The sequence below is a fragment of the Microbacterium sp. Ag1 genome (genome assembly GCF_001005635.1).
GTDB classification, from domain to species: domain Bacteria; phylum Actinomycetota; class Actinomycetes; order Actinomycetales; family Microbacteriaceae; genus Microbacterium; species Microbacterium oxydans.
Window position 1 is genome coordinate 62838 of sequence record NZ_LBCR01000030.1, and the last position, 23833, is coordinate 86670.

General features: G+C 68.4%; 20 protein-coding genes. 17 read left to right on the top strand and 3 right to left on the bottom strand.

Features of this window, described 5'->3' with window-relative positions; genetic code table 11:
• Window positions 1-24: 24 nt before the first annotated feature.
• Both AAY78_RS10530 and AAY78_RS10535 read left to right on the top strand, forming a co-directional pair.
• A complete protein-coding gene (locus tag AAY78_RS10530) occupies window positions 25-1185 on the top strand; it encodes a DmpA family aminopeptidase (protein WP_046748265.1) in 1161 nt (386 codons plus the stop codon).
• Window positions 1186-1238: 53 nt separating this feature from the next.
• Entirely contained in the window at window positions 1239-2279 is a 1041-nt protein-coding gene (locus tag AAY78_RS10535; RefSeq protein WP_046748266.1) for a TIGR00730 family Rossman fold protein, read from the top strand.
• Here AAY78_RS10535 and AAY78_RS10540 read toward each other — a convergent pair.
• Window positions 2248-3603: a flavin monoamine oxidase family protein gene (locus AAY78_RS10540; protein WP_052748739.1), complete on the bottom strand. Its 1356-nt coding sequence runs from the start codon at window positions 3601-3603 to the stop codon at window positions 2248-2250. The two genes, AAY78_RS10535 and AAY78_RS10540, sit on opposite strands and share 32 nt — an antisense overlap.
• A 131-nt stretch (window positions 3604-3734) precedes the next feature.
• On the opposite strand from AAY78_RS10540, the gene nusA reads away from it, so the two are divergent.
• The 5 genes from nusA (at window position 3735) to AAY78_RS10565 (ending at window position 10643) form a co-directional block, all read left to right on the top strand.
• On the top strand, window positions 3735-4718 hold the full coding sequence (nusA, locus tag AAY78_RS10545) for a transcription termination factor NusA (RefSeq protein ID WP_046748267.1): 984 nt from the start codon (window positions 3735-3737) through the stop codon (window positions 4716-4718).
• A 61-nt stretch (window positions 4719-4779) separates the two neighbouring features.
• On the top strand, window positions 4780-5034 hold the full coding sequence (locus AAY78_RS19530) for a YlxR family protein (RefSeq protein ID WP_082108654.1): 255 nt from the start codon (window positions 4780-4782) through the stop codon (window positions 5032-5034).
• Window positions 5035-5128: 94 nt separating this feature from the next.
• Window positions 5129-7879 (top strand): translation initiation factor IF-2, encoded by a 2751-nt coding sequence (infB, locus tag AAY78_RS10550; RefSeq protein ID WP_046748268.1) that lies wholly within the window; start codon window positions 5129-5131, stop codon window positions 7877-7879.
• A 98-nt stretch (window positions 7880-7977) separates the two neighbouring features.
• The gene (rbfA, locus tag AAY78_RS10555) at window positions 7978-8403 is read left to right on the top strand and encodes a 30S ribosome-binding factor RbfA (protein ID WP_046748269.1); all 426 of its coding nucleotides are present in this window, start codon (window positions 7978-7980) and stop codon (window positions 8401-8403) included.
• 200 nt (window positions 8404-8603) lie between these two features.
• The gene (locus AAY78_RS10565) at window positions 8604-10643 is read left to right on the top strand and encodes a response regulator transcription factor (RefSeq protein WP_156172642.1); all 2040 of its coding nucleotides are present in this window, start codon (window positions 8604-8606) and stop codon (window positions 10641-10643) included.
• A gap of 51 nt (window positions 10644-10694) precedes the next feature.
• Here the strand turns inward: AAY78_RS10565 and AAY78_RS10570 are convergent, their stop codons facing one another.
• Window positions 10695-11591 (bottom strand): A/G-specific adenine glycosylase, encoded by an 897-nt coding sequence (locus AAY78_RS10570; RefSeq protein WP_046748272.1) that lies wholly within the window; start codon window positions 11589-11591, stop codon window positions 10695-10697.
• Between the two features lie 54 nt (window positions 11592-11645).
• Here AAY78_RS10570 and AAY78_RS10575 point away from each other — a divergent pair, with 54 nt between their 5' ends.
• The 7 genes from AAY78_RS10575 to AAY78_RS10605 all read left to right on the top strand — a co-directional run bounded on the left by AAY78_RS10575 (window position 11646) and on the right by AAY78_RS10605 (window position 18647).
• Window positions 11646-12260 (top strand): hypothetical protein, encoded by a 615-nt coding sequence (locus tag AAY78_RS10575; protein ID WP_046748273.1) that lies wholly within the window; start codon window positions 11646-11648, stop codon window positions 12258-12260.
• A gap of 82 nt (window positions 12261-12342) precedes the next feature.
• Window positions 12343-13236 (top strand): tRNA pseudouridine(55) synthase TruB, encoded by an 894-nt coding sequence (truB, locus tag AAY78_RS10580; protein ID WP_046748274.1) that lies wholly within the window; start codon window positions 12343-12345, stop codon window positions 13234-13236.
• A complete protein-coding gene (locus tag AAY78_RS10585) occupies window positions 13233-13601 on the top strand; it encodes a hypothetical protein (protein ID WP_046748275.1) in 369 nt (122 codons plus the stop codon). Before truB ends, AAY78_RS10585 begins: the two co-directional genes overlap by 4 nt.
• 85 nt (window positions 13602-13686) lie before the next feature.
• Window positions 13687-14097 (top strand): hypothetical protein, encoded by a 411-nt coding sequence (locus tag AAY78_RS10590; RefSeq protein ID WP_171010960.1) that lies wholly within the window; start codon window positions 13687-13689, stop codon window positions 14095-14097.
• Window positions 14094-15044, top strand: coding sequence for a bifunctional riboflavin kinase/FAD synthetase (locus AAY78_RS10595; RefSeq protein ID WP_046748277.1), 951 nt, complete (start codon window positions 14094-14096; stop codon window positions 15042-15044). Before AAY78_RS10590 ends, AAY78_RS10595 begins: the two co-directional genes overlap by 4 nt.
• Window positions 15045-15270: 226 nt before the next feature.
• On the top strand, window positions 15271-17415 hold the full coding sequence (locus AAY78_RS10600) for a DEAD/DEAH box helicase (RefSeq protein ID WP_046748278.1): 2145 nt from the start codon (window positions 15271-15273) through the stop codon (window positions 17413-17415).
• 203 nt (window positions 17416-17618) lie between these two features.
• Window positions 17619-18647, top strand: a complete 1029-nt coding sequence (locus AAY78_RS10605; RefSeq protein WP_046748279.1) for a 6-phosphofructokinase — start codon at window positions 17619-17621, stop codon at window positions 18645-18647.
• Between the two features lie 217 nt (window positions 18648-18864).
• Here AAY78_RS10605 and AAY78_RS10610 read toward each other — a convergent pair whose 3' ends face one another.
• The gene (locus AAY78_RS10610; protein ID WP_046748280.1) at window positions 18865-20964 is read right to left on the bottom strand and encodes a S9 family peptidase; all 2100 of its coding nucleotides are present in this window, start codon (window positions 20962-20964) and stop codon (window positions 18865-18867) included.
• Window positions 20965-21119: 155 nt separating this feature from the next.
• Between AAY78_RS10610 and AAY78_RS10615 the strand changes: the two genes are divergently transcribed.
• The 3 genes from AAY78_RS10615 to AAY78_RS10625 are packed head-to-tail and all read left to right on the top strand — an operon-like array spanning window position 21120 to window position 23824.
• Window positions 21120-22511 (top strand): inorganic phosphate transporter, encoded by a 1392-nt coding sequence (locus AAY78_RS10615; RefSeq protein WP_046748281.1) that lies wholly within the window; start codon window positions 21120-21122, stop codon window positions 22509-22511.
• Window positions 22508-22843 (top strand): hypothetical protein, encoded by a 336-nt coding sequence (locus AAY78_RS10620; RefSeq protein WP_046748282.1) that lies wholly within the window; start codon window positions 22508-22510, stop codon window positions 22841-22843. The genes AAY78_RS10615 and AAY78_RS10620 overlap by 4 nt, the downstream gene beginning before the upstream one ends.
• Window positions 22844-22903: 60 nt before the next feature.
• A complete protein-coding gene (locus tag AAY78_RS10625; RefSeq protein WP_046748283.1) occupies window positions 22904-23824 on the top strand; it encodes a phosphodiesterase in 921 nt (306 codons plus the stop codon).
• Window positions 23825-23833: the final 9 nt, after the last annotated feature.

Consider the following 23833-nt stretch of genomic DNA (forward strand, 5'->3'; position numbering starts at 1 on the left):
TACGTTCAGGTCAGAGTGGAGTACATGGTGGTTTCCTCATCGGCGTCGGAGTCGTCGCGCAGGCGTATCAGGGCAAGGGATCTGGGGGTCCCGTTCGCGGGACGCAGCGGCACCCACGGCGCGATCACCGACGTCCCCGGTGTGGCCGTCGGATATCGCACCATGGTCGCGGGGGAGGGGGCGCACGCCGTCCGCACCGGGGTCACCGCCGTCCTGCCCCGGGGCCGCGAGGGAGTGGGCGTGCCCTGTGCTGCGGCCGTCCACGCCTTCAACGGGAACGGCGAGCTCACCGGCCGCGCATGGATCGACGAGTCCGGATCGCTGTCCATGCCGATCGGGATCACCAGCTCGCATGCGGTCGGAGCCGTGCACAGCGGTATCGACTCCTGGGTGGCGCAGGTCGCCCCGCACGTCGCCGCCCAGTGGATGCTGCCCGTCGTCGGGGAGACCTGGGACGGATACCTCAACGACATCAACGGCGGTCACGTCACGCCGGCGGACGCGTGGTCGGCCCTGGAGGCGGCCAGCACCGCCGCACCGGCGGAGGGGAACGTCGGCGGAGGGACGGGGATGAACTGCTACGGCTTCAAGGGAGGCACCGGCACGGCATCCAGGACGGTGGCGTACGGCGGTGCCGAGTACACCGTCGGAGTCCTCATCCAGGCGAACTTCGGTGCGCGCGACGAGCTTCGGCTCGGCAGCATCGACCTGGGCGCACGATCGTCGGCGCCGAACCCGATGGGCGACGACGACTGGTTCGCTCGGGAGCGGCGCCAACATGCCCCGGGAGGAGCCGGATCCGCGATCGTGGTCATCGCCACTGACGCCCCCTTCCTTCCCGGTCAGTGCGCGGCACTGGCTCGTCGGGGAGCCCTGGGTCTCGGCCGCAGCGGCACCGCGGGCAGTCACTTCTCGGGCGACATCGTCCTCGCGTTCTCCACCGCGAACGAGGGTGCGCTCACGTCGCAGTTCCCGGAGGGGAGCGACGAGGTCTACGAGACCATGCGCCTGATCCCGTGGGGGCGGATCGATCCCTTCCTGACGGCAGCGGTGCAGGCCGTCGACGAGGCCGTGTGGAACGCACTCGTCGCAGCGCAGGACATGACAGGACGCGACGGGCACAGGAGCGTCGCGCTCCCGCACGACGAGATCCGGGCGGCCGTCGACGAGTCCCGCGGAGTCTGAGCGACGGCGTGGCAGGAGGCCACGGTCGCCCCGGGGCATGACACCCTGGAGGCATGATCGACGAACCCCTCCCTGAAGCGCTCAGCGCCGAGATCAACGCCGTCCTCGACGATGCGGGAGTGCACACCGACCGCAGGCTCGTGATGCGGATGCTGCGCACCGCGATCCTTCTGGGGGAGGACGGCGCCGACCGCCTCGATCTGAAGATCGCCTCGGCAGCGCTCGCCGAGATGCGTGATGCGTTCCGTCTCTTCGCTCCGTTCCGCGGCGTCCCCAAGGTCACGGTCTTCGGCTCGGCGCGAACCAGGCAGGACGATCCGCTGTATCTGACGGCGCGCGACGTCGCCTCGGCCCTCGCGGGGGATGGATGGATGGTCGTCACGGGGGCGGGGCCCGGCATCATGCAGGCGGCTTCCGAGGGAGCGGGTCCTGCCCTCTCGCTGGGCGTCTCGATCAGGCTCCCGTTCGAGGAGAAGCCCAACGGCTTCGTGGCCGGCCAGGACCACGTGGTCGCGATGAAGTACTTCTTCACCCGCAAGCTCATGCTCATCAAGGAATCGCTCGGGTTCATCTGCCTGCCGGGTGGGTTCGGCACCCTCGACGAGATGTTCGAGCTGCTCACCCTGCAGCAGACCGGCAAGGCGGAACCGACGCCGATCGTTCTGCTCGACGAGCCGGGTGGCACCTTTTGGCAGGGGCTTCGCAGCTTCATCGACGACCATCTCGCCCCGACCGGGGTCATCTCGGAGGGCGACTTCGATCGCGTCGTGATCACGGATTCGGTCGATGCGGCCAGGGCGGAGATCACGGGCTTCTGGCACAACTACGACTCATTGCGCTGGGTGGGCGATGCGCTGGTGCTGCGGCTCAAGGCGGAGCCGACGGACGAGGAGATCGATCGGCTCAACGAGGAGTTCGGCTCGATGCTGTCATCGGGGAGGATCGAGCGGACGGGCCCGCGTCAGCCGGAGGTCGCCGACGCCGACAACCTCGACCTCCCGCGCCTGATCCTGCACCTGGATCAGCGGCAGGTGGGCAATCTGTTCCGACTGATCGGCGCGATCAACGCCCTACCGTCTGCTCCCGCGCGGTGATGCGGGCGGCGAAGTCGGCGAGATCGACCGGGCGATCGAGGATGCGCTCCGCAGCGCGGTGGCCGGAGTAGAACGCCGCCCCGACCGTGGCCGGCTCATCGCCCCAGGTGGCTTCGCCGGCGAAGTGCAGCACCCCGTCGACGGGGCCCGCCAGAGCATCGTGATCGTGGTGCGTCGATCCCAGGGCGAGGTGGGAGTACGAGCCGTTCGAGAACTCGTCCTCGCCCCAACGCGTGACCCAGTGCGCGAGCGGTTCACCGACGGCGTCTCCGTAGAGGACGTGGAGAGCGCTGACCGCGTCGGCGACGATCTCGGCATCAGCGAGGTCCTGCATCCGACGACCGAAAGGGCCGGCGGCGAAGGTGAGGAGCGTGGGGATCCCGCTCACTGCCGACACGTCGTACCAGGAGTGCCAGTGCTCGCCGGCGTCGCCGAGTGCGCGGATCACGTACGTCTCCTCGTCCCAGAAGCGCTCGGGGAACTGGACGAACACCTTGTTGAACACGCCCATCCCGAGGCGGGAGATAGGGCCGGAGACCGCTTCGGGGAGCTCGGGATCGAACGAGATCGTTCCCGCCTTGAGGACCCCGAGCGGCACGGTGACGATGACGCGGTCCGCGCGGTACTCGGTATCACCGGCGCGCACGACGACGCCCGCTGCGGAACGGCTCACGCGGGTCACGACCGTCTCCAGGCGCACATCGAGGCCGTCTGCGATGCGGCGGGGGAGCTCGTCGTAACCGCGGGGGAAGATGACCTCGTCGCCCTCGATCGCATCCTCGTCGAGGCCATGGGCATCGAGATCGCCGATCCAGGCGCCGCACTGCTCCTCGACGCGATGGCGGAAGAACTCGCGGATGTCGTCGATGCGATCAGGGGAGAGCCCCGACCTGTCCAGAGCGCGCTCCGTGACGTCCAGGTACGTGTCGCCGGAGGAGGATGCGGCGATCTCCTCCACGAGCAGGCGGTCGGCCAGATCGACGTCGCTGACCCACTGCGCGGTCGCGGCTTCGTCCAGACGGCGGCCCCGGCCGTCGTAGTTCTCGATCGGGCGACCTCCCACCTGGAAGCTGCCCACCGTGTACTCGATCGCCGGGATGCGCAGCGCATGCACGAGGTCCCACAGCGGGGAGTTCTCGATGCCGTGGATCCATGAGGCGCCGAGATCGACCGGGAATCCGGCGCTGCGGTCGGTGTGCATGCGGCCTCCGATGCGGTCGCGCCCCTCGAGGACCACGACGCGCTGACCGGCGTCGGCGAGCATCCGGGCGCTCGTGAGCCCCGACATGCCTGCGCCGATCACGACCGTGTCGAATGTGCTCACGTGCTCCTCCTCGAGCGGCTCCGGGATTCCGCCACCGCCGCCGCCGTGCGGGAGCCGGTGGGCACAGGGTATCGTGGTACGGATGTCGCGCGTGCGAACAGGCGCGACGAGAGCTGAATAGAGAGGCCGTCATGGACATCGAACTGAGTCTGCTGCGAGGGATCGAGAAGGAGAAGGCGATTCCCTTCGATGAGCTCGTCGCCATCATCGAGCAGGCGATCCTGACCGCGTACTCCAAGCACGTCGCAGCCGACGGCGTCACGCCCGAGGGTGTCCGCGTCGACCTCGACCGCAAGACCGGCCACGTCGCCGTCCTGCAGGTCGTCAAGGACGAAGAGGGCGCGATCATCGGCGAAGAGGACGCGACGCCGGATGACTTCGGCCGCATCGCCGCCTTCGCCGCCAAGCAGGTCATCAGCCAGCGTCTCCGTGACATCGCGGACGACGTCGTGCTCGGCGACTTCAAGGACAAGGAAGGCGACATCGTCGCCGGCGTAATCCAGCAGGGCCCGAATCCCCGCATGATCCACGTCGACCTCGGTTCCGTCGAGGCGATCCTTCCCCCTGAGGAGCAGGTGCCCGGCGAGGAGTACACGCACGGCTCGCGCCTGCGCGTCTACGTCACGAGTGTGGCCAAGGGGCTCAAGGGCCCGCAGATCACCGTCTCGCGTACGCACCCTGGGCTCGTCCGCAAGCTCTTCGCCCTGGAGGTGCCGGAGATCGCGGCCGGTCTGGTCGAGATCGTGGCGCTGGCCCGGGAGGCCGGACACCGCACGAAGATCGCGGTGAAGGCGAACGACCCCTCGATCAATGCCAAGGGCGCCTGCATCGGTGAGCTGGGTCGTCGTGTGCGCGCGGTGACCGAGGAGCTCGCCGGCGAGAAGATCGACATCGTCGACTATGACGCGGATCTCCCGACCTTCGTGGCGCACGCGCTTTCACCCGCCAAGGTCACGAGCTCTTTCGTGCTCGATGCCGGCACCAAGGCCGTCCGCGCGCTGGTGCCCGACTACCAGCTGTCGCTCGCGATCGGCAAGGAGGGCCAGAATGCCCGCCTGGCCGCCAAGCTCACGGGGGCGAAGATCGACATCCAGCCGGACAGCGTCCTCGACTGACCGGCTTCGGCCTTCCGCCGCGCCCGGGAACGGGCGAGGCGGGGTGAAACGCAGGTGTAAGATGGAACCCGTACGAACGTGCGTCGGTTGTCGCACGCGTGCTCCCCGCTCCGCCCTTCTCCGGGTGGTTGCCCAGAACGACACCCTCATCCCCGATGAGCGTGCTGTCCTGCCGGGGCGCGGCGCGTGGGTGCATCCGACACCCGAATGCATGGAGGCCGCTCTGCGGCGACGAGCCTTCGGACGAGCACTGCGTGTGAACACTCAGCTGGACACACGGACCTTCGAACAGCACCCACCAAGAAACAAAGGCTGAACAGCTATGGAAACAAAGTGAACGGCTCGAAATGAGACCCGTCCGCGACTAGTGGTCTGCCCTGTCTGGGTGGACCGACTCAGACAGGAGAATTGTGGCTGGTAAACCACGCGTACATGAGATCGCCGCCGAACTCGGCGTCGACAGCAAGATCGCACTTGCAAAGCTCAAGGAACTCGGCGAGTTCGTGAAGAGCCCCTCTTCGACCATCGAACCGCCGGTGGCGCGCAAGCTGCGCGCGGCGATCGAGGCCGACAGCTCGCTCAAGAGCGCAGCCCCTGCTGCTCCGGCCGCGAAGCCGGCCGCGTCTGCGGCGAAGCCCGGTGCGAGTTCCGGCGCCAAACCGGGCCCCAAGCCCGGCCCCAAGCCCGGTCCCAAGCCCGCCCCGGAGGCTCCGGCCCCCGCTGCTCCAGCACCCGCGGACCCGACTCCTGCACCTGCAGCAGCGGCTCCCGCGCCTGCAGCTCCGGAGGCGGCGGCACCCGCCGAGAGCAGTGCACCGACTCCGGGCGCTCCGCGTCCGGGTAACAACCCCTTCTCGTCCGCCCAGGGCATGGGCCAGCGTCCCGCCGGTCCCCGTCCCGGCAACAACCCCTTCGCCTCGGCGCAGGGCATGGGCCAGCGTCCGACTCCGGGGAACATCCCGCGTCCTCAGGCGCCTCGTCCCGGTGCACCCCGTCCGGGTGCGCCTCGGCCCGGCTCGCCTCGTCCTGGTGCACCCCGCGGTGGCCAGGGTGGTCGTCCCGGTGCTCCGTTCCAGCAGCGTCCCGGAGGCCCCGGTCGTCCCGGCGGCGCCGGTGGACCCGGTGGAGCAGGCGGCCCCGGTGCACGTCCCGGCGGCGGTTTCGCCGGTCGTCCCGGTGGTGGCGGCGGTCGCGGCCGTGGACCCGGCGGTGGCACGGCAGGTGCCTTCGGTAAGGGCGGTGGCAAGAGCAAGCAGCGCAAGTCGCGGCGGGCGAAGCGGCAAGAGTTCGAGATGCGGAGTGCTCCGGTCGTCGGTGGCGTCAACGTCACCCGCGGCAACGGAGAGATCATCCGCATGCGTCGCGGCGCATCGATCGCGGACTTCGCGGACAAGATCGAGACGCTGACCGGCTACACGGTGCAGCCCGGAACCCTCGTGACGATCCTCTTCAACCTCGGCGAGATGGCCACGGCCACCGAGTCGCTGGATGAGGCGACGTTCGAGGTGCTGGGCGAGGAGCTCGGTTACAAGATCCAGATGGTCTCGCCCGAGGACGAGGACAAGGAGCTCCTCGAGGGCTTCGGTCTCGACCTCGAGGCCGAGCTGGAGGCGGAGAGCGAGGAAGACCTCGAGATCCGTCCTCCCGTCGTCACCGTCATGGGTCACGTCGACCACGGTAAGACGCGACTGCTCGACGCGATCCGTCAGACCAACGTCATCGAGGGAGAAGCCGGCGGCATCACCCAGCACATCGGTGCCTACCAGGTCTGGACCGAGCACGAGGGCATCGAGCGAGCCATCACGTTCATCGACACCCCGGGTCACGAGGCGTTCACCGCCATGCGTGCCCGTGGTGCGCAGGTCACCGACCTCGCGATCCTCGTGGTCGCAGCCGACGACGGCATCATGCCGCAGACGGTCGAGGCGCTGAACCACGCACAGGCGGCGAACGTGCCGATCGTGGTCGCGGTGAACAAGGTCGACAAGCCCGACGCCAACCCCTCGAAGGTGCGTCAGCAGCTGACCGAGTATGGTCTCGTCGCCGAGGAGTTCGGTGGCGACGTCATGTTCGTCGACGTCTCCGCTCGGGCGAACACGGGTATCCAGGATCTCCTGGATGCCGTGCTGCTCACGGCGGATGCCGGCCTCGACCTGACCGCGAACCCGAACAAGGCCGCTCGCGGTGTCGCCATCGAGGCGAAGCTCGACAAGGGTCGCGGTTCGGTCGCCACGGTGCTCATCCAGTCCGGAACGCTCCGGGTCGGCGACGCGATCGTCGCGGGTACGGCCTACGGCCGTGTGCGTGCGATGGCCGACGAGAACGGCGAGCAGGTCCTCGAGGCCTACCCGTCGCGTCCGGTCCAGGTGCAGGGTCTGAACTCTGTACCGCGCGCCGGCGACGTCTTCATCGTCACCGAGGAAGACCGCATGGCCCGTCAGATCGCTGAGAAGCGTGAAGCGGTCGAGCGCAACGCCCAGCTGGCCAAGGCCCGCAAGCGCATCTCGCTCGAGGACTTCACCCGTGCTCTCGAAGAGGGCAAGGTCGAGTCGCTCAACCTCATCATCAAGGGTGACGTCTCCGGTGCCGTCGAGGCACTCGAGGAGTCGCTGCTCAAGATCGAGGTCGACGACTCGGTGCAGCTGCGCATCATCCACCGCGGTGTCGGCGCGATCACCGAGTCCGACGTGAACCTGGCGACGATCGACAACGCGATCATCGTGGGCTTCAACGTCCGCCCGGACACGAAGGCGCGCGAGCGCGCCGCTCGTGAGGGCGTGGACATCCGCTTCTACTCCGTCATCTACAACGCGATCGACGAGATCGAGAGCTCGCTCAAGGGCATGCTCAAGCCGGAGTACGAAGAGGTCCAGTCGGGTGTCGCCGAGATCCGCGAGGTGTTCCGCTCCTCGAAGTTCGGCAACATCGCCGGTGTCATCGTGCGATCGGGAACGATCACCCGCAACGCCAAGGCTCGCGTCATCCGCGACGGCGTCGTCATCGCCGATGGTCTCGCCATCGAGTCGCTGCGTCGCTTCAAGGACGATGTCACCGAGGTCCGTACGGACTACGAGGCCGGTATCGGACTCGGGAAGTACAACGACATCCAGATCGGTGACGAGATCGAGACGACCGAGCTCATCGAGAAGCCTCGCGGCTGATCTATTCGAAACACTCTCGGGCGTTCCCCGTCTCCCCGTTCCTTCCGGTTCGTGGGAGACGGGGGACGCCCTGAGGGTTCCTGGACAGGGAGAGAACAATGGCAGGCGAACGACAGGCCCGACTTGCGGATCGAATCCGCGTGATCCTCGCGGAGCGGCTGGAGAAGGGGCTGCGCGATCCACGCCTCGGCTTCGTCACCATCACCGACGTCCGTGTGAGCGGAGACCTCCAGCACGCGTCCGTGTTCTACACGGTGCTCGGCACGGAGGAGGAGCGCATCTCCAGCGGAGCCGCGTTGACCTCCGCGACCGGCATGCTGCGCAGCGAGGTCGGACGACAGCTGAGCACACGACTCGTGCCGACGCTCGAGTTCATCCCGGACGCGCTGCCGGAGAACGCCGACCACATCGGTGCGTTGCTCCGCGAGGCGCAGCAGCGCGATGCGGACGTCGCGAAGCTGGCTTCTTCGGCTTCGCACGCCGGCGACGCCGACCCCTACCGCACGGAAGACGACTCGGAGTGAGAGCCGTTTGATACGCTCGGCTCCGCGGGACCCGATCCCGCGAAGCTGAGGGGGATCGACGCATCGAGGGTACGGACACGACTGGGGGGCCGTTCGTCGCGCCCGCCGCGGCCGGACTTCTCCTGGCGGATCTCCTCGAGCAGGATCTCGGATGCGCTCCGCACGTTCTCGCGCGTCTGTCCGACGCCGTCCATGGCGACGTGCCGACGATTCGCGAGGTGGTCCAGCGTCTGACACCGGCTCAACGTCACGGGCTGCAGTCGTTGCCGACGCCGCTCCCGCTGGTGCCGGCCATCGCGCTCCGGTTCGCCGACCTGGAACTCGACGAACGTGATCGTGAGCTGCTGCTCGCGCTCGCGGTGCGCCTGGACGACGCTCTCGGTCCGCTGCTCGCCTTCGACGGACGAACGGCGACCGAACTGGCCGATGCATCTGTCGCAGATCACGTGCTCGTGCACGCCGGTCGCGCACGGCTCGTCGATGCGAGACTCTCCGTCTGGGTGCAGGCGACGACCTGCGCGGCCAGGACTGCGGCGGTTCACCAGCGGTTGAGCGCGCTCTTCCGTGCTCGGGGCGAACGCGCGAGTGCGGACTGGCACCAGGCGCGGGCTTCACTCGAGGGAGCCCCGTCCACCGCACCTGGACTCACGCGGCTCGCCCGGCGGCTCTCCGAGGCCGGACAACCCGACCGTGCGCTGCTGCTCGCGACCGAGGCGCATAGACACGCCGTGGGCGATGCCAAGGACGAGGCATGTCTCGTCGCCGGCGCCTCGGCCCTGAGCGCCGGACTCGCTGCGGAGGCCGCAGCATGGCTGGGAGGTCTCTATCCGCGTGGAAGCACGCATCATCGGATCGCCGGCCTCGGCGCGCTGATCGTCGCTCGGACGTTCGTGCAGGGCGCAGTACCCGCCGTCGATCCGACCACGCTGCGGTCGAGAACGCTCGATCAGGAGGACTGGCGCCACTGGACCAGGGCTGCTGCTCTCGCGGCCGTCCTGTGCGCCGAGCGCGGCGACCGGATCGGGATGCGCACCTGGCTCGATGTCCTGCGAGACGGGGCCGCCCGCGCGGATGCAGGCGATGAGCTCCGCGATCCCGCCGTCGCGTTGTGCTGGCTCATCGTGGGCGATCGCGGCGGCGACGCCGTGAGTGGAGCCGGTCCGGCGAGCGGGGGCATGCTCCGCGCACTGCGCGCCGCGACGGACGGAGACATCGATCGTGCGCTCCGCCTGCTGTCGACCGATGGATCGGTCCTGTCCGTCGGCCCCGATCCTCTCGTCCCTGGGTACGAGAACAGCCCGGTCATCCAGGCCTATCGCGCGGTCATCGAGGTGCTGCTGCTGGTCTGGCGGGGCGACATCGGGCTTGCGCGCGACCGACTGATGCAATCGGCTCTCCGGCTTCCGATCGCGATGCCGTTCGCCGGCCTCGGCGTGGTCCTCGCCCGGCGCCTCGACCTGGCCGTGCTCGGTGAGCTCGGGCCTTTCGCCCGTTCGCTCACGGCGGCCCTCCCCGTGGGAGTGAAGGTCGATCTGCTCGTGGACCGCGGCATCCGCTCGTTCCTCGCCGGTTCGTTCGACGAGGCTGCCGCGACGTTCCGGCTCTGGTCCGATCGCGGCGCACCGCAGCCGACGTTGGTGGTGCCGGGGCTGGAGGAGATGGCGTTCGTCGGTCAGGAGAGCGTCAGGACCGCGGCGGTCGAGCCTCCCGAGATCGCCCTCGCGCAGGAGCTGCGGATACGCATCGCGACAGCGGGGGACGGGCGGTGGCCCTCCGAGAGCGAAGAGGTGAGCGAGATCGCGCGTACTCTCACTTCGCCGTTCGCGAGGGCGCGGGTGGAGATGATGCTCGGGACGCAGCAGGCGATCCGTGACGATCACGCGTCAGCGAGGATCCACCTCCAGTACGCGGAGCGGCTGTTCGAGATCTCCGGCGCAACCGCCTGGGCCAGAGCCATCCGGAACAGGCTGGATCGCCTCGATGCCAGGGAAGGAAGCATCCTCCCCGTGGCGGAGGCTCTCTCCGCGTGCCGTTCGGCCTGGGCGCTCCGGCTCACGGCGCGCGAACTGGAGGTCGCGATGCGCGCCGTCCGAGGAGCCGCGAACCGCGAGATCGCGGAGGCGCTGCGTGTCTCGGTACGCACCGTGGAGGTGCACCTCGGTCGGGTCTTCGTCAAGCTCGACGTGCGGAGCAGGGTCGAGCTGACGGTGCTCGCGCATCGCACGGATCACCACGTCTGAGCGTGCGGACCCGTCGAGGCGTCGGCTGCCGTGATCGCCTGCGGAAGACGTTCAGCGCGGCAGGAACAGCGCTGACCCGTCGGCTTCCGCGAGGCCGTCCGCGATGAGGGAGTCGATGGCGCGATCCCGCTGACCCGCGTCAGGCCAGTCCGGCAGTACGGCCGCCAGCGGAACAGGCTCCGGATCCAGGGTCCGCAGCAGCCGCAGCACCGCGCCGCGGGCCTGTCTGTCCGACCCCTCGTAAGCCGCCTGGCGTCGCCGCTCATCCCCGGTGTCGGGTCTGCCGGCCGCCAGCCAGGCGCAACTGCCTGCCAACGGGCACAGCTCGCATCGTGGTGATCGTGACGTGCACACGGTGGCGCCGAGTTCCATCGCCGCGGCGTTGAACATCGCAGCGGCATCGATGTCATCGGGCAGCAGCGAGGCCATCAGATCGAGGTCTCGGCGTGACGGCGCGCCCGGCTGTGCGCGGCCCTCGACGGCACGAGCGAGCACCCTTCGGGTGTTCGTGTCGACGACCGGGTGGCGGTCGCCGTAGGCGAACACGGCCACAGCACGGGCGGTGTAGTCGCCGATACCCGACAGCGCCAGCAGATCGTCCACCCCGCGCGGTACGACCCCGCCATGCCGGTCGGTGATCTCGACGGCCGCGCGATGCAGCCAGAGCGCACGCCGGGGATAGCCCAGGTTCGCCCACTGCTGCACGACGTCCGCCGTCGATGCGCTGGCCATCCTCGCGGGCGTCGGCCATCTCTTCAACCAGGCATCGAGGTGCGGGATGACCCTCACGACCGGCGTCTGCTGCAGCATGAACTCGCTCACGAGCACACCCCAGGCCCCGAACTCGTCGTGAAACTCGGGGCGTCGCCACGGCAGGTCCCTGGCGGTGGAGCGGTACCATTCGGGCAGGGCCGACACCACGTCGGAAGGGACCTGCGCGTCGGGCATCCCTCCAGCCTACGTGAGCGGGCCGAGGTGCCCGAGACCGGAGTCAGGGGCTTCATGATCCGTGCACGCGCCGCCGAGCTCATCCTCCTCACCGCTCTCGCCACGAGCGGTCTCACCGGTTGCACCGGGGGTGCGGCGCCCGCGCCATCCGACAGCCGGGAAGTCAGTCCCAGCCAGACACCGTCCGATTCTCCGAGCCCGACGACGGAAGCCAGAGTCGAGGTTGCGACAGACCCGAGCACCTGGGTCATCGACGACGCCGGTGTCGGGCCGATCGAGATCGGTGGCGACTTCGCCTCGACGCTCGACGGTCTCGCACCGGGATGGACCAACGACGCGGTCGACTGCTCATGGTCGGCGTGGTGGACGGCGTCGGATTCCGCCTACGGCATGTCCTTCGTGCGGGGCACCGAGAGCCCGAGCGCTCCCATCCGCGAGATCTCCGTCTCCTCTACGAGTGAGTCGCTCGAGGGGGTTCCAGGTCCCCAGACGATGACCGGGTTGGGCGTCGGCGCCACCAGGGACGATCTGCTCGCGGCATACCCCGCCGCGCAGCAGGGGACGTCGACGATCGGAGCGACAGCTGGATCATGCTCCCGAGTGAGACCGACGCCCACGTGTTCTTCGCGTTCCGGGAGGGTGCGGATACCGCCTGGGACGTCACGGTGACGACCGGTGCGGAGCCCTCGTACGAGGTCTGCGGCTGAGCGCCGTGACCGCTCCGCCCCGTCACCGTCGGTAGGCTGGGAGGATGGTCTCGCCCGGCATCCTCCTCGTCGACAAACCCGCTGGGCTGACCAGTCACGACGTGGTCGCCCGCACGCGGCGGGCGTTCGGCACCCGCAAGGTGGGGCATGCCGGAACCCTCGACCCGATGGCGACGGGTCTGCTGGTGATCGGCATCGAAGGGGCAACCAGGCTCCTGACGTACATCGTGGGTGCCGACAAGACCTACACGGCGACGATCCGTCTCGGCCAGACCACCGGCACCGACGATGCGGAGGGGGAGATCCTCACGACGGCCTCCGCCGATGCCTGGGCCTCGGTCACCGACGACGCAGTGTCGGCCGGCATCGCCGAGCTCACGGGGGAGATCTCCCAGGTCCCCAGTGCCGTCTCGGCGATCAAGGTGGACGGTCGCCGTGCCTACGATCGGGTGCGCGCGGGAGAAGAGGTCGTACTCGCGGCACGGGACGTCGTGATCTCGCGGTTCGACCTGCTGGCCACTCGCCGCGGAGAGGGGCACGTCGATCTCGATGTCATCGTCGAGTGTTCGTCCGGGACCTACATCCGCTCCCTCGCCCGAGACCTCGGGGCGGGCCTCGGCGTCGGCGGTCATCTGACGGCACTGCGGCGCACGAGGGTCGGGCCGTTCGATGTGACCGAGGCCGTCGGGCTCGATGCACTCGAGGGCGCGCCGACCTTGACTCCGGGCGAAGCGGCGGCGCGGATCCTGCCCGTGCTCGAGATGTCCTCCGACGACGCGCGCGACCTCCGCCACGGCAAGCGATTGAGCGGACAGGCTGCACGTCTGCACGAGGCGATGGGCGCGGCGATCGACCAGGACGGTGCCCTGATCGGCATCGTCGAGAAGCGCGGCGCGGATCTCAAGAGCGCCATGAACATGCCGGAGGTCGCACCATGATCCTGTGGTTCACGATCGCACAGATCGTCATCGCCGTCGCCGCCGGTGTGTTCTGCGTCGCCGCGGGGCTGCTCGGCAGAAGGCCGAGCGACTTCAGCGTCGGTGCCCTCGCCCTCGTCGAGGCGCTCCTCGTCGTCCAGGTGATCGTCGCCATCATCGCACCGCTGGCGGGCAACCCGCCGACCGGAGACCTCCTGGAGTACTGGGTGTACCTGGTCTCGGCTGCCCTGCTCCCGGTCGGAGCCGTGCTGTGGGCGCTCATGGAGCGCAGCCGCTGGAGCACGGTGATCCTCGGGGTCGCGGCACTCGCGATCGCCATCATGCTGTGGCGCATGCAGGTCATCTGGGCGGTCCAGATCGCGTGACGCGAGTGGTCGCCGCGGGAACCCGGCGGCTTCCCGCGGCTCTAGGATGGAATGCGCTATGAGCCCCACCGCCCCCTCCTCTCGGATGACCGGAATCGGTCGCGTCCTCGTCATCGTCTACGCCGTCATGGCGCTGGCGGCGACAGGTCGCAGCTTCGTGCAGATCGTGCGCCGGTTCGACGAGGCGCCGCTGGCGTACTCGCTCTCCGCACTCGCCGCCGTCGTCTACATCCTCGCCACGCTCGCCCTCGTCCTGGCCCGTCGCCGTGGCTGGTACACGGTCGCCTGGGTCGCCATCGTCTTCGAGCTGACCGGCGTGCTCGTCGTCGGGCTGTTGAGCATCCTTCTCCCCGATCTCTTCCAGCACGAGACCGTGTGGTCGCTCTTCGGACGGGGCTACCTGTTCATCCCGCTGATCCTTCCCGTCTTCGGCATCTGGTGGCTGCGCACGCATCGGCCCGCCGATGTCGTGCGTCCGGTCGAGGTGGGCGCGTGATCGTCTTCCGCAGCCCGGAGGACGTGCCGAGCGACTTCGGTCCGAGCGCGGTCGCGATCGGCAAGTTCGACGGTGTGCACGCCGGCCATCGTGTGGTTATCGAACGCCTCGAGAAAGCCGCGGCCGCGACGGGAAGTCGGGCGGTCGCGGTCACCTTCGACCGCAACCCTCTCGCCGTCATCCGGCCCGACCGGTGCCCGGAGAACGTGGTCACGGTGGAGCGCAAGCTCGAACTCCTGGGGGAGCTCGGACTCGACGCCACCCTGGTCCTCACGTTCGACGAGCAGCTCGCTGCCCGCAGTGCCGAGGACTTCGTCGTCGACATCCTCGTCGGAGCCCTTCAGGTCTCGACGGTTCTGGTCGGGCAGGACTTCCGCTTCGGCAACAGGGGAGCGGGCACTCCGGAGCTTCTACGGGAGATGGGCCCGCTGTACGGTTTCTCCGTCGAGGTCGTCGACGATGTGTACCTCCCCGGCTCCGAGCGACGCGTCTCGTCGAGCTGGATCCGCGAACTGCTGATGGAGGGCGATGTCGCCTCGGCGGCAACGGTGCTCGGTCGGTACCCCGACGTGCGCGGAGAGGTCGTGCACGGGCTCAAGCGCGGACGCGAGCTGGGTTTCCCGACCGCGAACCTGTCGACCATCGTCGACGCGTTCGTGCCGGCAGACGGGGTGTACGCGGGGTGGCTCGTCGACCACGACACCGGTATCCGGCACCCCTCCGCCATCTCCGTCGGCACGAACCCCACATTCGACGACGTGCTCGTCCGGCAGGTGGAGGCTCACGTGCTGGGCGAGACGGGCCTCGACCTGTACGGGCACGACGTCACGGTCGAGTTCGTCGACAGGCTGCGGGGGATGGTGGCCTTCGAAGGCATCGACAAGCTCATGGCGCAGATGGGTGCCGACGTGACGGACGCCGCGCGTGCCCTGGGGCTCCCGGGCTAACGGGCCCGCTGTCCGAGTTCCGGCGCGGCGCGGCGCGGGCAATCGCGTTCGGGCGAGCGTCATGACATAGAATGGACATCGGCTCCCGCCGGACTTCGCGAATCTCGCGTACCACGACGGGAAGAAGACCCACTGTTCGTACGGTCCTGGCTCGTGCCACACGCGGACAACGAGAACGGCCCATGGCTTCCTGGGGGAAGCCGGAGCTTTCACGCTCAGGAGGAGCATGCCGACCACGGCAACCGCCGCCACGCGGCGCAAGAAGACGTCCCGTCGCGACGACGAGGCACCCCTCATCCCGATCCTCGCCCGCAAGGTGCGCGAGATCGAGGCGAAGTCGCAGCGCGGCAAGCTCGGACCCACGAACCGGGTGAAGTTCCAGGTGATCGCCTTCCTGGTGCGCGAGGAGCGCGCGAGAGTGAAGGCCGACAGCGAGATCACCGATCCCGCACGCGCGGAGCTGCTCAAGCGGCTCGACGGAGTCGCGACGATCCTCGCCAAGACGGCAGCCCGCGACACGTCGCTCATCCAGCTGCTCGAGGCCGACCAGGCGACGTCGCCGGTGGCGAAGCGCATGCGTCGGGACTGGCTGCTCGAATCCGGAGCCGAACTGGCGCCGGAAGAGCTCATCATCGCCGACGCTGCCCCGGTGCAGATCTCGATGGTTCCCGCCGCGATCGCCGAGCGACAGGTGACCCCGCCCTCGGTCGAGGCGCGGCAACTGGCCAACCCGTTCCTGGCTCCCGACCTCACGCCGCGTCCGGCCGCCACCCCGCGCCGTCGTCTGGACGGCTGGGAGCTCATGGGTCCGCTCTACAAGGCGTTCGAGACAGGGGCCGGCGGCGCTGCGGCGTCGATGGAGCTGCCGCCTGCACCGGAGTTCGACCACATCTCGCCCAAGGGCCTCGAGGTCATGGTGCACCAGTCGCGGTTCCTCGAAGCCGTGAAGGCCGGGCACCGCAGCTTCCTGCTGGCGGACGAGCCGGGTCTCGGCAAGACCGCGCAGTCCGTGCTCGCAGCCTCCGTCGCCGGTGCATACCCGCTCCTGGTCGTGGTGCCCAACGTCGTGAAGATGAACTGGGCACGCGAGGTCGAGCGGTGGACGCCGCAGCGTCGTGCGACGGTCATCCAGGGAGACGGCGACGACATCGACGCCTTCGCCGACGTCTTCATCGTCAACTACGAGATCCTGGACCGGCACATGTCGTGGCTCGCGTCGATCGGCCTGCGAGGCATGGTCGTCGACGAGGCCCACTTCATCAAGAACCTCTCGTCGCAGCGGTCGCAGAACGTGCTGTCGCTGGCCGCTCAGGTGCGCGAGCGCACTCCGGGTCACAACCCTCTGATGCTCGCCCTCACCGGCACGCCGTTGATCAACGATGTCGAGGACTTCGATGCGATCTGGCGTTTCCTTGGGTGGACGACCGGTGAGAAGCCGGGCCCTGAGCTCATGGAGAAGCTCGACGCGACGGGCTTCACGCCGGCAGACAAGGCCTTCTACCCGGAAGCGCGCGACGCCGTCATCTCGATGGGCATCGTCCGTCGCAAGAAGAAGGACGTGGCGGCGGACCTTCCGGACAAGCTCATCGCCGATCTGCCGGTCCAGCTCGACGACGAGTTCGGACGCAGCATCCGCCAGGCCGAACGAGAGCTGGGGGAGCGGCTCGCCGCTCGCTACCGTCGCATCATCGAGGCGCGGGGAGATCGCGGCCTCGCTCCCGGCGAGATCGACGACGACATCGTGCGGCTGGTCGCTCAGAACGAGCTCGAGGAGTCGAAGGCCGCTGGCACAGGCGGAGACAACGTCTTCACCATGGTGCGCCGTATCGGTCAGGCGAAGGCTCCGCTCGCAGCGGACTACGCCGCACAGCTCCAGCGCTCGGTGGGCAAGGTCGTCTTCTTCGCGAAGCACATCGACGTCATGGACCAGGCGGAGGCGCACTTCGCCGCCGCGGGCATCCGCTCGGTGTCGATCCGTGGAGACCAGACCACCGCGGTCCGGCAGCAGGCGATCGACGACTTCAACGGCGACCCCGAGGTCGGCATCGCCGTCTGCTCGCTCACCGCGGCGGGCGTCGGTCTCAACCTGCAGGCCGCGTCGAACGTGGTCCTCGCCGAGCTGTCCTGGACGGCTGCCGAGCAGACGCAGGCGATCGACCGCGTGCATCGGATCGGCCAAGATGAGCCGGTGACTGCATGGCGGATCATCGCCGCGCACACGATCGACACCAAGATCGCGGAGTTGATCGACCAGAAGCAGGGGCTCGCGGCTCGCGCGCTCGACGGGGAAGCGGTCGACGAGTCGGCGGCCGAACCGGTGCAGCTGGCGGCACTCATGCATCTGCTGCGTCAGGCGCTCGGCGAGATCTGAGCGTCAAGAACCACTGTTCTTAACGCGCTGCGGAGGGTCAGATCGCCGGCGAACGGGAAGTTCATCGATTTCGGAGAATCCAGCCGTCAAGATCGACGTTTTTCGTCGCTCCCGAATGGCGCCCGGACGTGCCGGGGCGCTAGGGTCGATCGAAGGCAGCGTCGCCTTTTCCCCCCATCTCCCGAACGTCTGAAGGCACCAGCATGAAGATCGGCATCCTGACGAGCGGCGGCGACTGCCCCGGCCTCAACGCGGTCATCCGCGGCATCGTGCTCAAGGGCACCACCACGTACGACCTGGAGTTCGTCGGCATCAGAGATGGATGGCGTGGCCTGGTCGACGGTGACTTCATGCCGTTGACCCGACACGAGGTGAAGGGCTTGTCGAAGGTCGGCGGCACCATCCTGGGCACCAGCCGCACCAACCCCTACGAGGGCGAGCGCGGGGGAGCCGAGAACATCGCCAAGACTCTCTACGGGCACAAGATCGACGGCATCATCGCGATCGGCGGCGAGGGCACACTCGCCGCGGCCGACCGTCTCGCGAAGGACGGGATCAAGGTCATCGGCGTCCCCAAGACGATCGACAACGACCTGCAGGCGACGGACTACTCGTTCGGCTTCGACACCGCGGTCAACATCGCCACGGACGCCATGGACCGCTTGCGCACGACCGGCGACTCGCACCAGCGCTGCATGGTCGCAGAGGTCATGGGCCGGCACGTCGGCTGGATCGCGCTGCATGCCGGCATGGCCGCAGGCGCTCACGTGATCTGCATCCCCGAGGTGCCGATGTCCATCGATGACATCACGGAGCTCGTGACCAGTGCACATGATCGCGGACGTGCACCACTGGTCGTCGTCTCGGAGGGCTTCAAGCTGCTCGGCATGGACGAGGCATACAGCGACAAGGGGCTCGACGCGTTCAATCGCCCGCGCCTCGGCGGTATCGGAGACCAGCTCGCCCCTGAGATCGAGCGCATCACCGGGATCGAGACGCGGGCGACGATCCTCGGACACATCCAGCGTGGTGGATCGCCCTCCGCTTTCGACCGCGTGCTCGCGACGCGGCTCGGACTGCATGCGGCTGACGCGATCGTCGACGGTGCATGGGGTCAGATGGTCGCGATGCAGGGCACCGACATCGTGCGTGTGCCGTTCGCCGACGCGCTCGGTGAGCTGAACACGGTTCCCCGCTACCGCTACGACGAGGCGGCTGCACTCTTCGGTTGAGCCCGGGTCCCGTCTGCAGCTCGCGCCGGTTCAGGCCACCTCGCGGAATCATCCTCGACCCGCATTCTCGGGACGACGCGGCGACGGGCCACCGCGCCGGAACAGGCCGCTTGAGTCGAAACCTGCCTGTTCCTGCGTGATCGCCTGTTCTCGCGGTCGCACTCACGCAGGCTTGTCCTCGCGTTCGTTCAGGCGCGAACGCGAGGACAGTCCGGTGTCACACCTCGGCGAGGCCGAGAGTGTCGAGGAGCCAGGCGAGCTCGAACGCCCGCTCCTTCCAGGAGTTGTAGCGTCCGCTCACGCCGCCGTGCCCCGCGACCATCTCGCACTTGAGCAGCACGTCGGTGGCCCCGGCCTCGCGCAGACGGGCAACCCACTTCGCCGGCTCCACGTAGAGCACCCGGGTGTCGTTCAGCGAGGTGACCGCGAGGATCCGCGGATACCGGACGCCGTCGCGAACGTTCTCGTACGGGCTGTACGACTTCATGTAGGCATAGACATCCTTGTCGTGAAGCGGGTCGCCCCACTCGTCCCATTCGATCACGGTCAGTGGCAGCGACGGATCGAGGATCGTCGTCAGGGCGTCCACGAAAGGCACGCCGGCGAGGATCCCGGCGAACAGCTCGGGCGCGAGATTCGTCACGGCGCCCATGAGCAGACCGCCGGCGCTGCCACCCTCTGCCACCATCCGGCTCGGAGTGGTCACACCCGTCTCGACCAGATGCTCGCCGCAGGAGACGAAGTCGGTGAAGGTGTTGCGCTTGTGGAGGAGCTTCCCGTCCTCGTACCACTGCCTGCCCATCTCGCCGCCTCCGCGCACATGGGCGACCGCGAAGATCACACCGCGGTCCAGCTCGGAAAGACGCGCGACCGAGAATCCGGGATCGATCGAGTGCTCGTACGATCCGTAGCCGTAGAGGTGCACAGGGCGCGGTTCCGCTCCCGGCTCCCCGAACGAGCGCTTCCAGACGAGTGAGATCGGCACGCGCACGCCGTCGGCCGCGGTGGCCCATTCGCGTCGCTGGCCGTAGTCCGTCGGGTCGTAGCCACCCAGCACGGGTACCTGCTTGCGCAGCACCAGCTCACGGGTGGCGAGTTCGAGGTCGTACACGGTTCCCGGCGTCACGAACGACGTGTACCCGAGGCGGAGGAACGGCGAGTGCCATTCCGGGTTTCCGCTCACGCCCGCCGAGTAGAGCGGCTCGTCGAAGGCGAGTTCCTCGACCGCATCCGTGACGTAGTCGAGCAGGCCCACACGCTCCAGACCTTCGCTGCGGTACTCCACGGTGGCGAAGTCGCGGAAGGCCTCGACCCCGAGCAGTCGCCGTCCCTGCTCGTGGGGGAGCACCACCCGTCGTCGGCCCTGCGGGTCGGAGGCGGAGACCGAGACGAGCTCGAAGTCGAGCGCTCCGTCGTTGTGGAGCACGAGCAGCCGGTCATCGCCGTCCACGACCGCGTGCTCGATCGAGTACTCGACCCCTTCTCGTCGGGGCCAGACGAGACGCGGTTCAGCGGTGAGGTCGCCGTTCAGATCGACCAGATACTCCTCGCTCGTGATGCTCGATCCCACGGCGATCACCAGGTACCGGCGGCTGCGGGTGATCCCGGCGCCGAGCCAGAACTTCTCGTCGGGTTCGTGGAAGAGCTTCACATCCTCGGACACCGGGGTGCCGAGTCGGTGCAGCCACAGGGTATCGGGGCGCCAGGCCTCGTCACGGGTCGTGTAGAGCACACCGGTGCCGTCCGGGGTGAAGAAGGCGCCGCCCGTGTTCGGGATCTCGTCGTCGAGGGTGGTGTCGGTGGCGAGGTCGCGCACGTGCACCGTGTAGAGCTCGTCGCCCTCGAAGTCCGTGGACCAGAGCAGCTTCGTCGCATCGTCGGAGGTGTCGAAGGCGCCGAGCGAGAAGAACTCGTGGCCCTCGGCTTCGTGGTTGCCGTCTAGGAGCACGACCTCGCCGGGGACGGGGACTCCCGGTTCGAGGCGCGGGGGAGTCCAGTCGCCGGGCTCGGCGGCCGCGCGGCAGTGGATGCCGTACTGCGCGCCCTCTTCGGTGCGGCTGTAGTACCACCAGTCACCACGGCGGGTGGGGACGGAGAGGTCCGTCTCCTGCACCCGTCCCTTGATCTCCTGGAACAGCGTCTCGCGGAGCGCGGAGAGATGTGCGGTCTCGGAATCGGTGTGGGCGTTCTCCGCTTCCAGATGGGCGATGACCTCCGCGGAATCCTTGGCTCGGAGCCATTCGTATGGATCATCGAAGGTATCGCCGTGGTGGGTGCGGAGCGTCGAACGGCGGTCGGTGGCGGGGGCATCAGTCACCGTCTCACGCTATCCCAGGTCGAGTTGACCGGCACGGGGGAGGGTGGGAGGATTTACCGGGGCCGGTTAACGGAAGTCAAACCCACGGTGAACTCTTCGTTCGTCACGTCGATCACGTCGACATCTCCTTCTTCCTCAACGACCGAAAGCGAACGGTGGAAACCGCAGCCCTCATCGTCGTGCTTGTCATCGCGCTGGCACTCTTCTTCGACTTCACCAACGGCTTTCACGACACGGCGAACGCCATGGCGACGCCGATCGCCACAGGTGCGCTGAAGCCCAAGACCGCCGTCCTCCTCGCCGCGGTCCTCAACCTCGTCGGCGCATTCCTGTCGACGGAGGTCTCCAAGACGATCTCCGGTGGCATCATCCGCGAAGACGCGATCATAGACGCGGGGACCGACCTGTTCCTGTCGCTGATCTTCGCCGGACTGATCGGCGCCATCACCTGGAACATGCTGACCTGGCTGCTGGGTCTGCCGTCGAGCTCGTCCCACGCACTCTTCGGCGGACTGATCGGCGCGACCATGGTCGGCGCGGGCATCAGCGGGATCGACTTCGGGATGGTGCTCTCGAAGATCGTGCTCCCGGCTCTGATCGCCCCTGTCACCGCCGGCCTCATCGCATTCGCGGCCACCAAGATCGCCTACTCGATCACCCGTCGCTACGACGGGAAGCCCGATGGGCGCGATGGCTTCCGGTGGGGGCAGATCTTCACTTCGTCCCTCGTCGCGCTCGCGCACGGGACGAACGACGCGCAGAAGACGATGGGTGTGATCACGCTGGCGATGATCACCATCGGATGGCAGTCGGGAGCGCACCACGAGCCCGAGCTGTGGGTCATCATCGCCTGTGCGTTCACGATCGCTCTCGGCACCTACCTCGGCGGCTGGCGCATCATCCGCACCCTCGGCAAAGGGCTCACCGACGTCAAGCCGGCGCAGGGTTTCGCTGCGGAGAGCTCGACCGCAGCCACCATCCTCGCCTCCAGCGCCCTCGGCTTCGCCCTCTCCACGACGCAGGTGGCCTCCGGCTCGGTCATCGGCTCCGGTCTCGGACGTCGTGGCTCCACCGTTCGCTGGCGGACCGCCGGCCGTATCGGTGTCGGCTGGCTGCTGACGCTCCCCGCGGCAGGAGGCGTCGGGGCTCTTGCAGCGCTGCTCGTCGTCTGGCTCGGCAACTGGGGTGTCGTGATCGATGCCGTCATCGCGCTCGCCATCATCCTCGGACTCTTCATGCGGTCACGCCGCAACGCCGTGACGCCGGCGAACGCCATGAGTGACGTCGCCGAGTCGGGCCGTGCGATCGAGCTGCCGGACACACCTCCGCCGACGAGGCGTCAGCAGCGCATCGAGCAGGCCAAGGCTGAGGCTCGGGCCCGGGCCGAGGCGCGTGACAAGGCGAAGGCCGAGGCCAAGGCCCAGGCGAAGAAGGACGCGGCGGCGAAGGCGAAGAAGAAGGCCGACGCCAAAGCGACCACCAAGGCATCGAAGACCGCGTCGACGACGCAGAAGCCCGACGCCGGCCGGAACGGAGAGTCCGAATGAGCGTCTCGATCGACTGGTTCGCGTTCCTCCAGGTGTTCGCGGCCGCCCTCATCGGCGCCGCCGCCATCGTGACGTTCTACGCACTGGGGCTCCGCCTCCTCGTCCGCAGCGGTCGCGCACCTGTCGTGAGCCCCGCCGAGTTCACCGACGCGATCACGGTGATCACGGAGAAGGAGCTGAGGCGCGCCGAGAAGCAGGCTGCCAAGGCCGCCCGCAAGAGCCCGCTGACCGAGGGGCAGAAGTCCCTCGCACTGATCGGCGCCTATGCCTGTTTCGCGCTGTGCGGTGTCGCCGTCGTCAGCGGGATCCTGCTCCTGGTCCTCGGACACTGATCGACGGCGAACCGCACGGGTCCCGCTCCTCGGTGAACGCTCGGCCATAGGCTGGGGCTCATGTCCGCAGGAACAGGCAGCCCCTACGTGTTCGGCAGGCACGAGCCCGCATCTCATGTGCTCGTCCACGTCAGCGACCCGCATTTCCTCGCCGGGGGGATCCGGCTGGGCGGACGCCACGACGTCGAGTCGAACTTCGCCCGCACGCTGGAGGCGATCCGGGCAGTGCATCCGCACCCTGCTGCGATCGTCGTGACGGGCGACCTCGCCGACCTGGGGGAGCCCGAGGCGTACCGGCGACTACGGGCAGCCGTCGAGCCGGTGGCCGATCAACTGGGCACGCCGGTCGTCTGGGTCGCCGGCAATCATGACGAACGCCCTGCACTGCGCGCCGAGATGCTCGGTCTGGAGCCGACGGAAGACCCTGTCACGGGAATCTGGGACCTCGACGGCCTGAGGGTCATCGCGCTGGACACGAGTGTGCCGGGCTGGCATCACGGCGACCTCGATGAGGGCCAGCTCTCGTGGCTGGCCGACGTGCTCGCCGAACCCGCGCCGCTCGGGACGATGCTGGCCATGCACCACCCGCCGCTGCCGAGCCACCTGCCGCTGTTCGACATCCTCGAGCTGAGGCACCAGGACGAGCTCGCCGACGTCATCCGGGGAAGCGACGTCCGCGGAATCCTCGCCGGCCACCTGCACTACTCGTCCCACGGCACCTTCGCCGGTGTTCCGGTCAGCGTCGCATCCGCCACCTGCTACACGATGAACGTCGCGCGCCCCGCCGCCGAGGTGAACGGCATGGATGCCGCGCAGGCATTCCAGCTCGTCCACGTGTACGCCGACACCATCACGCACACCGTCGTCCCCGTGACCGGCGCCGAGACCGGCGACTACTTCTCCGCGGACTGGCTCGAACGCATGGCGGAGCTCAGCCCGGAAGGGCGACTCGAGGCCTTCTCCCGCAAACCAGGACGCTGAGCGGCGTAG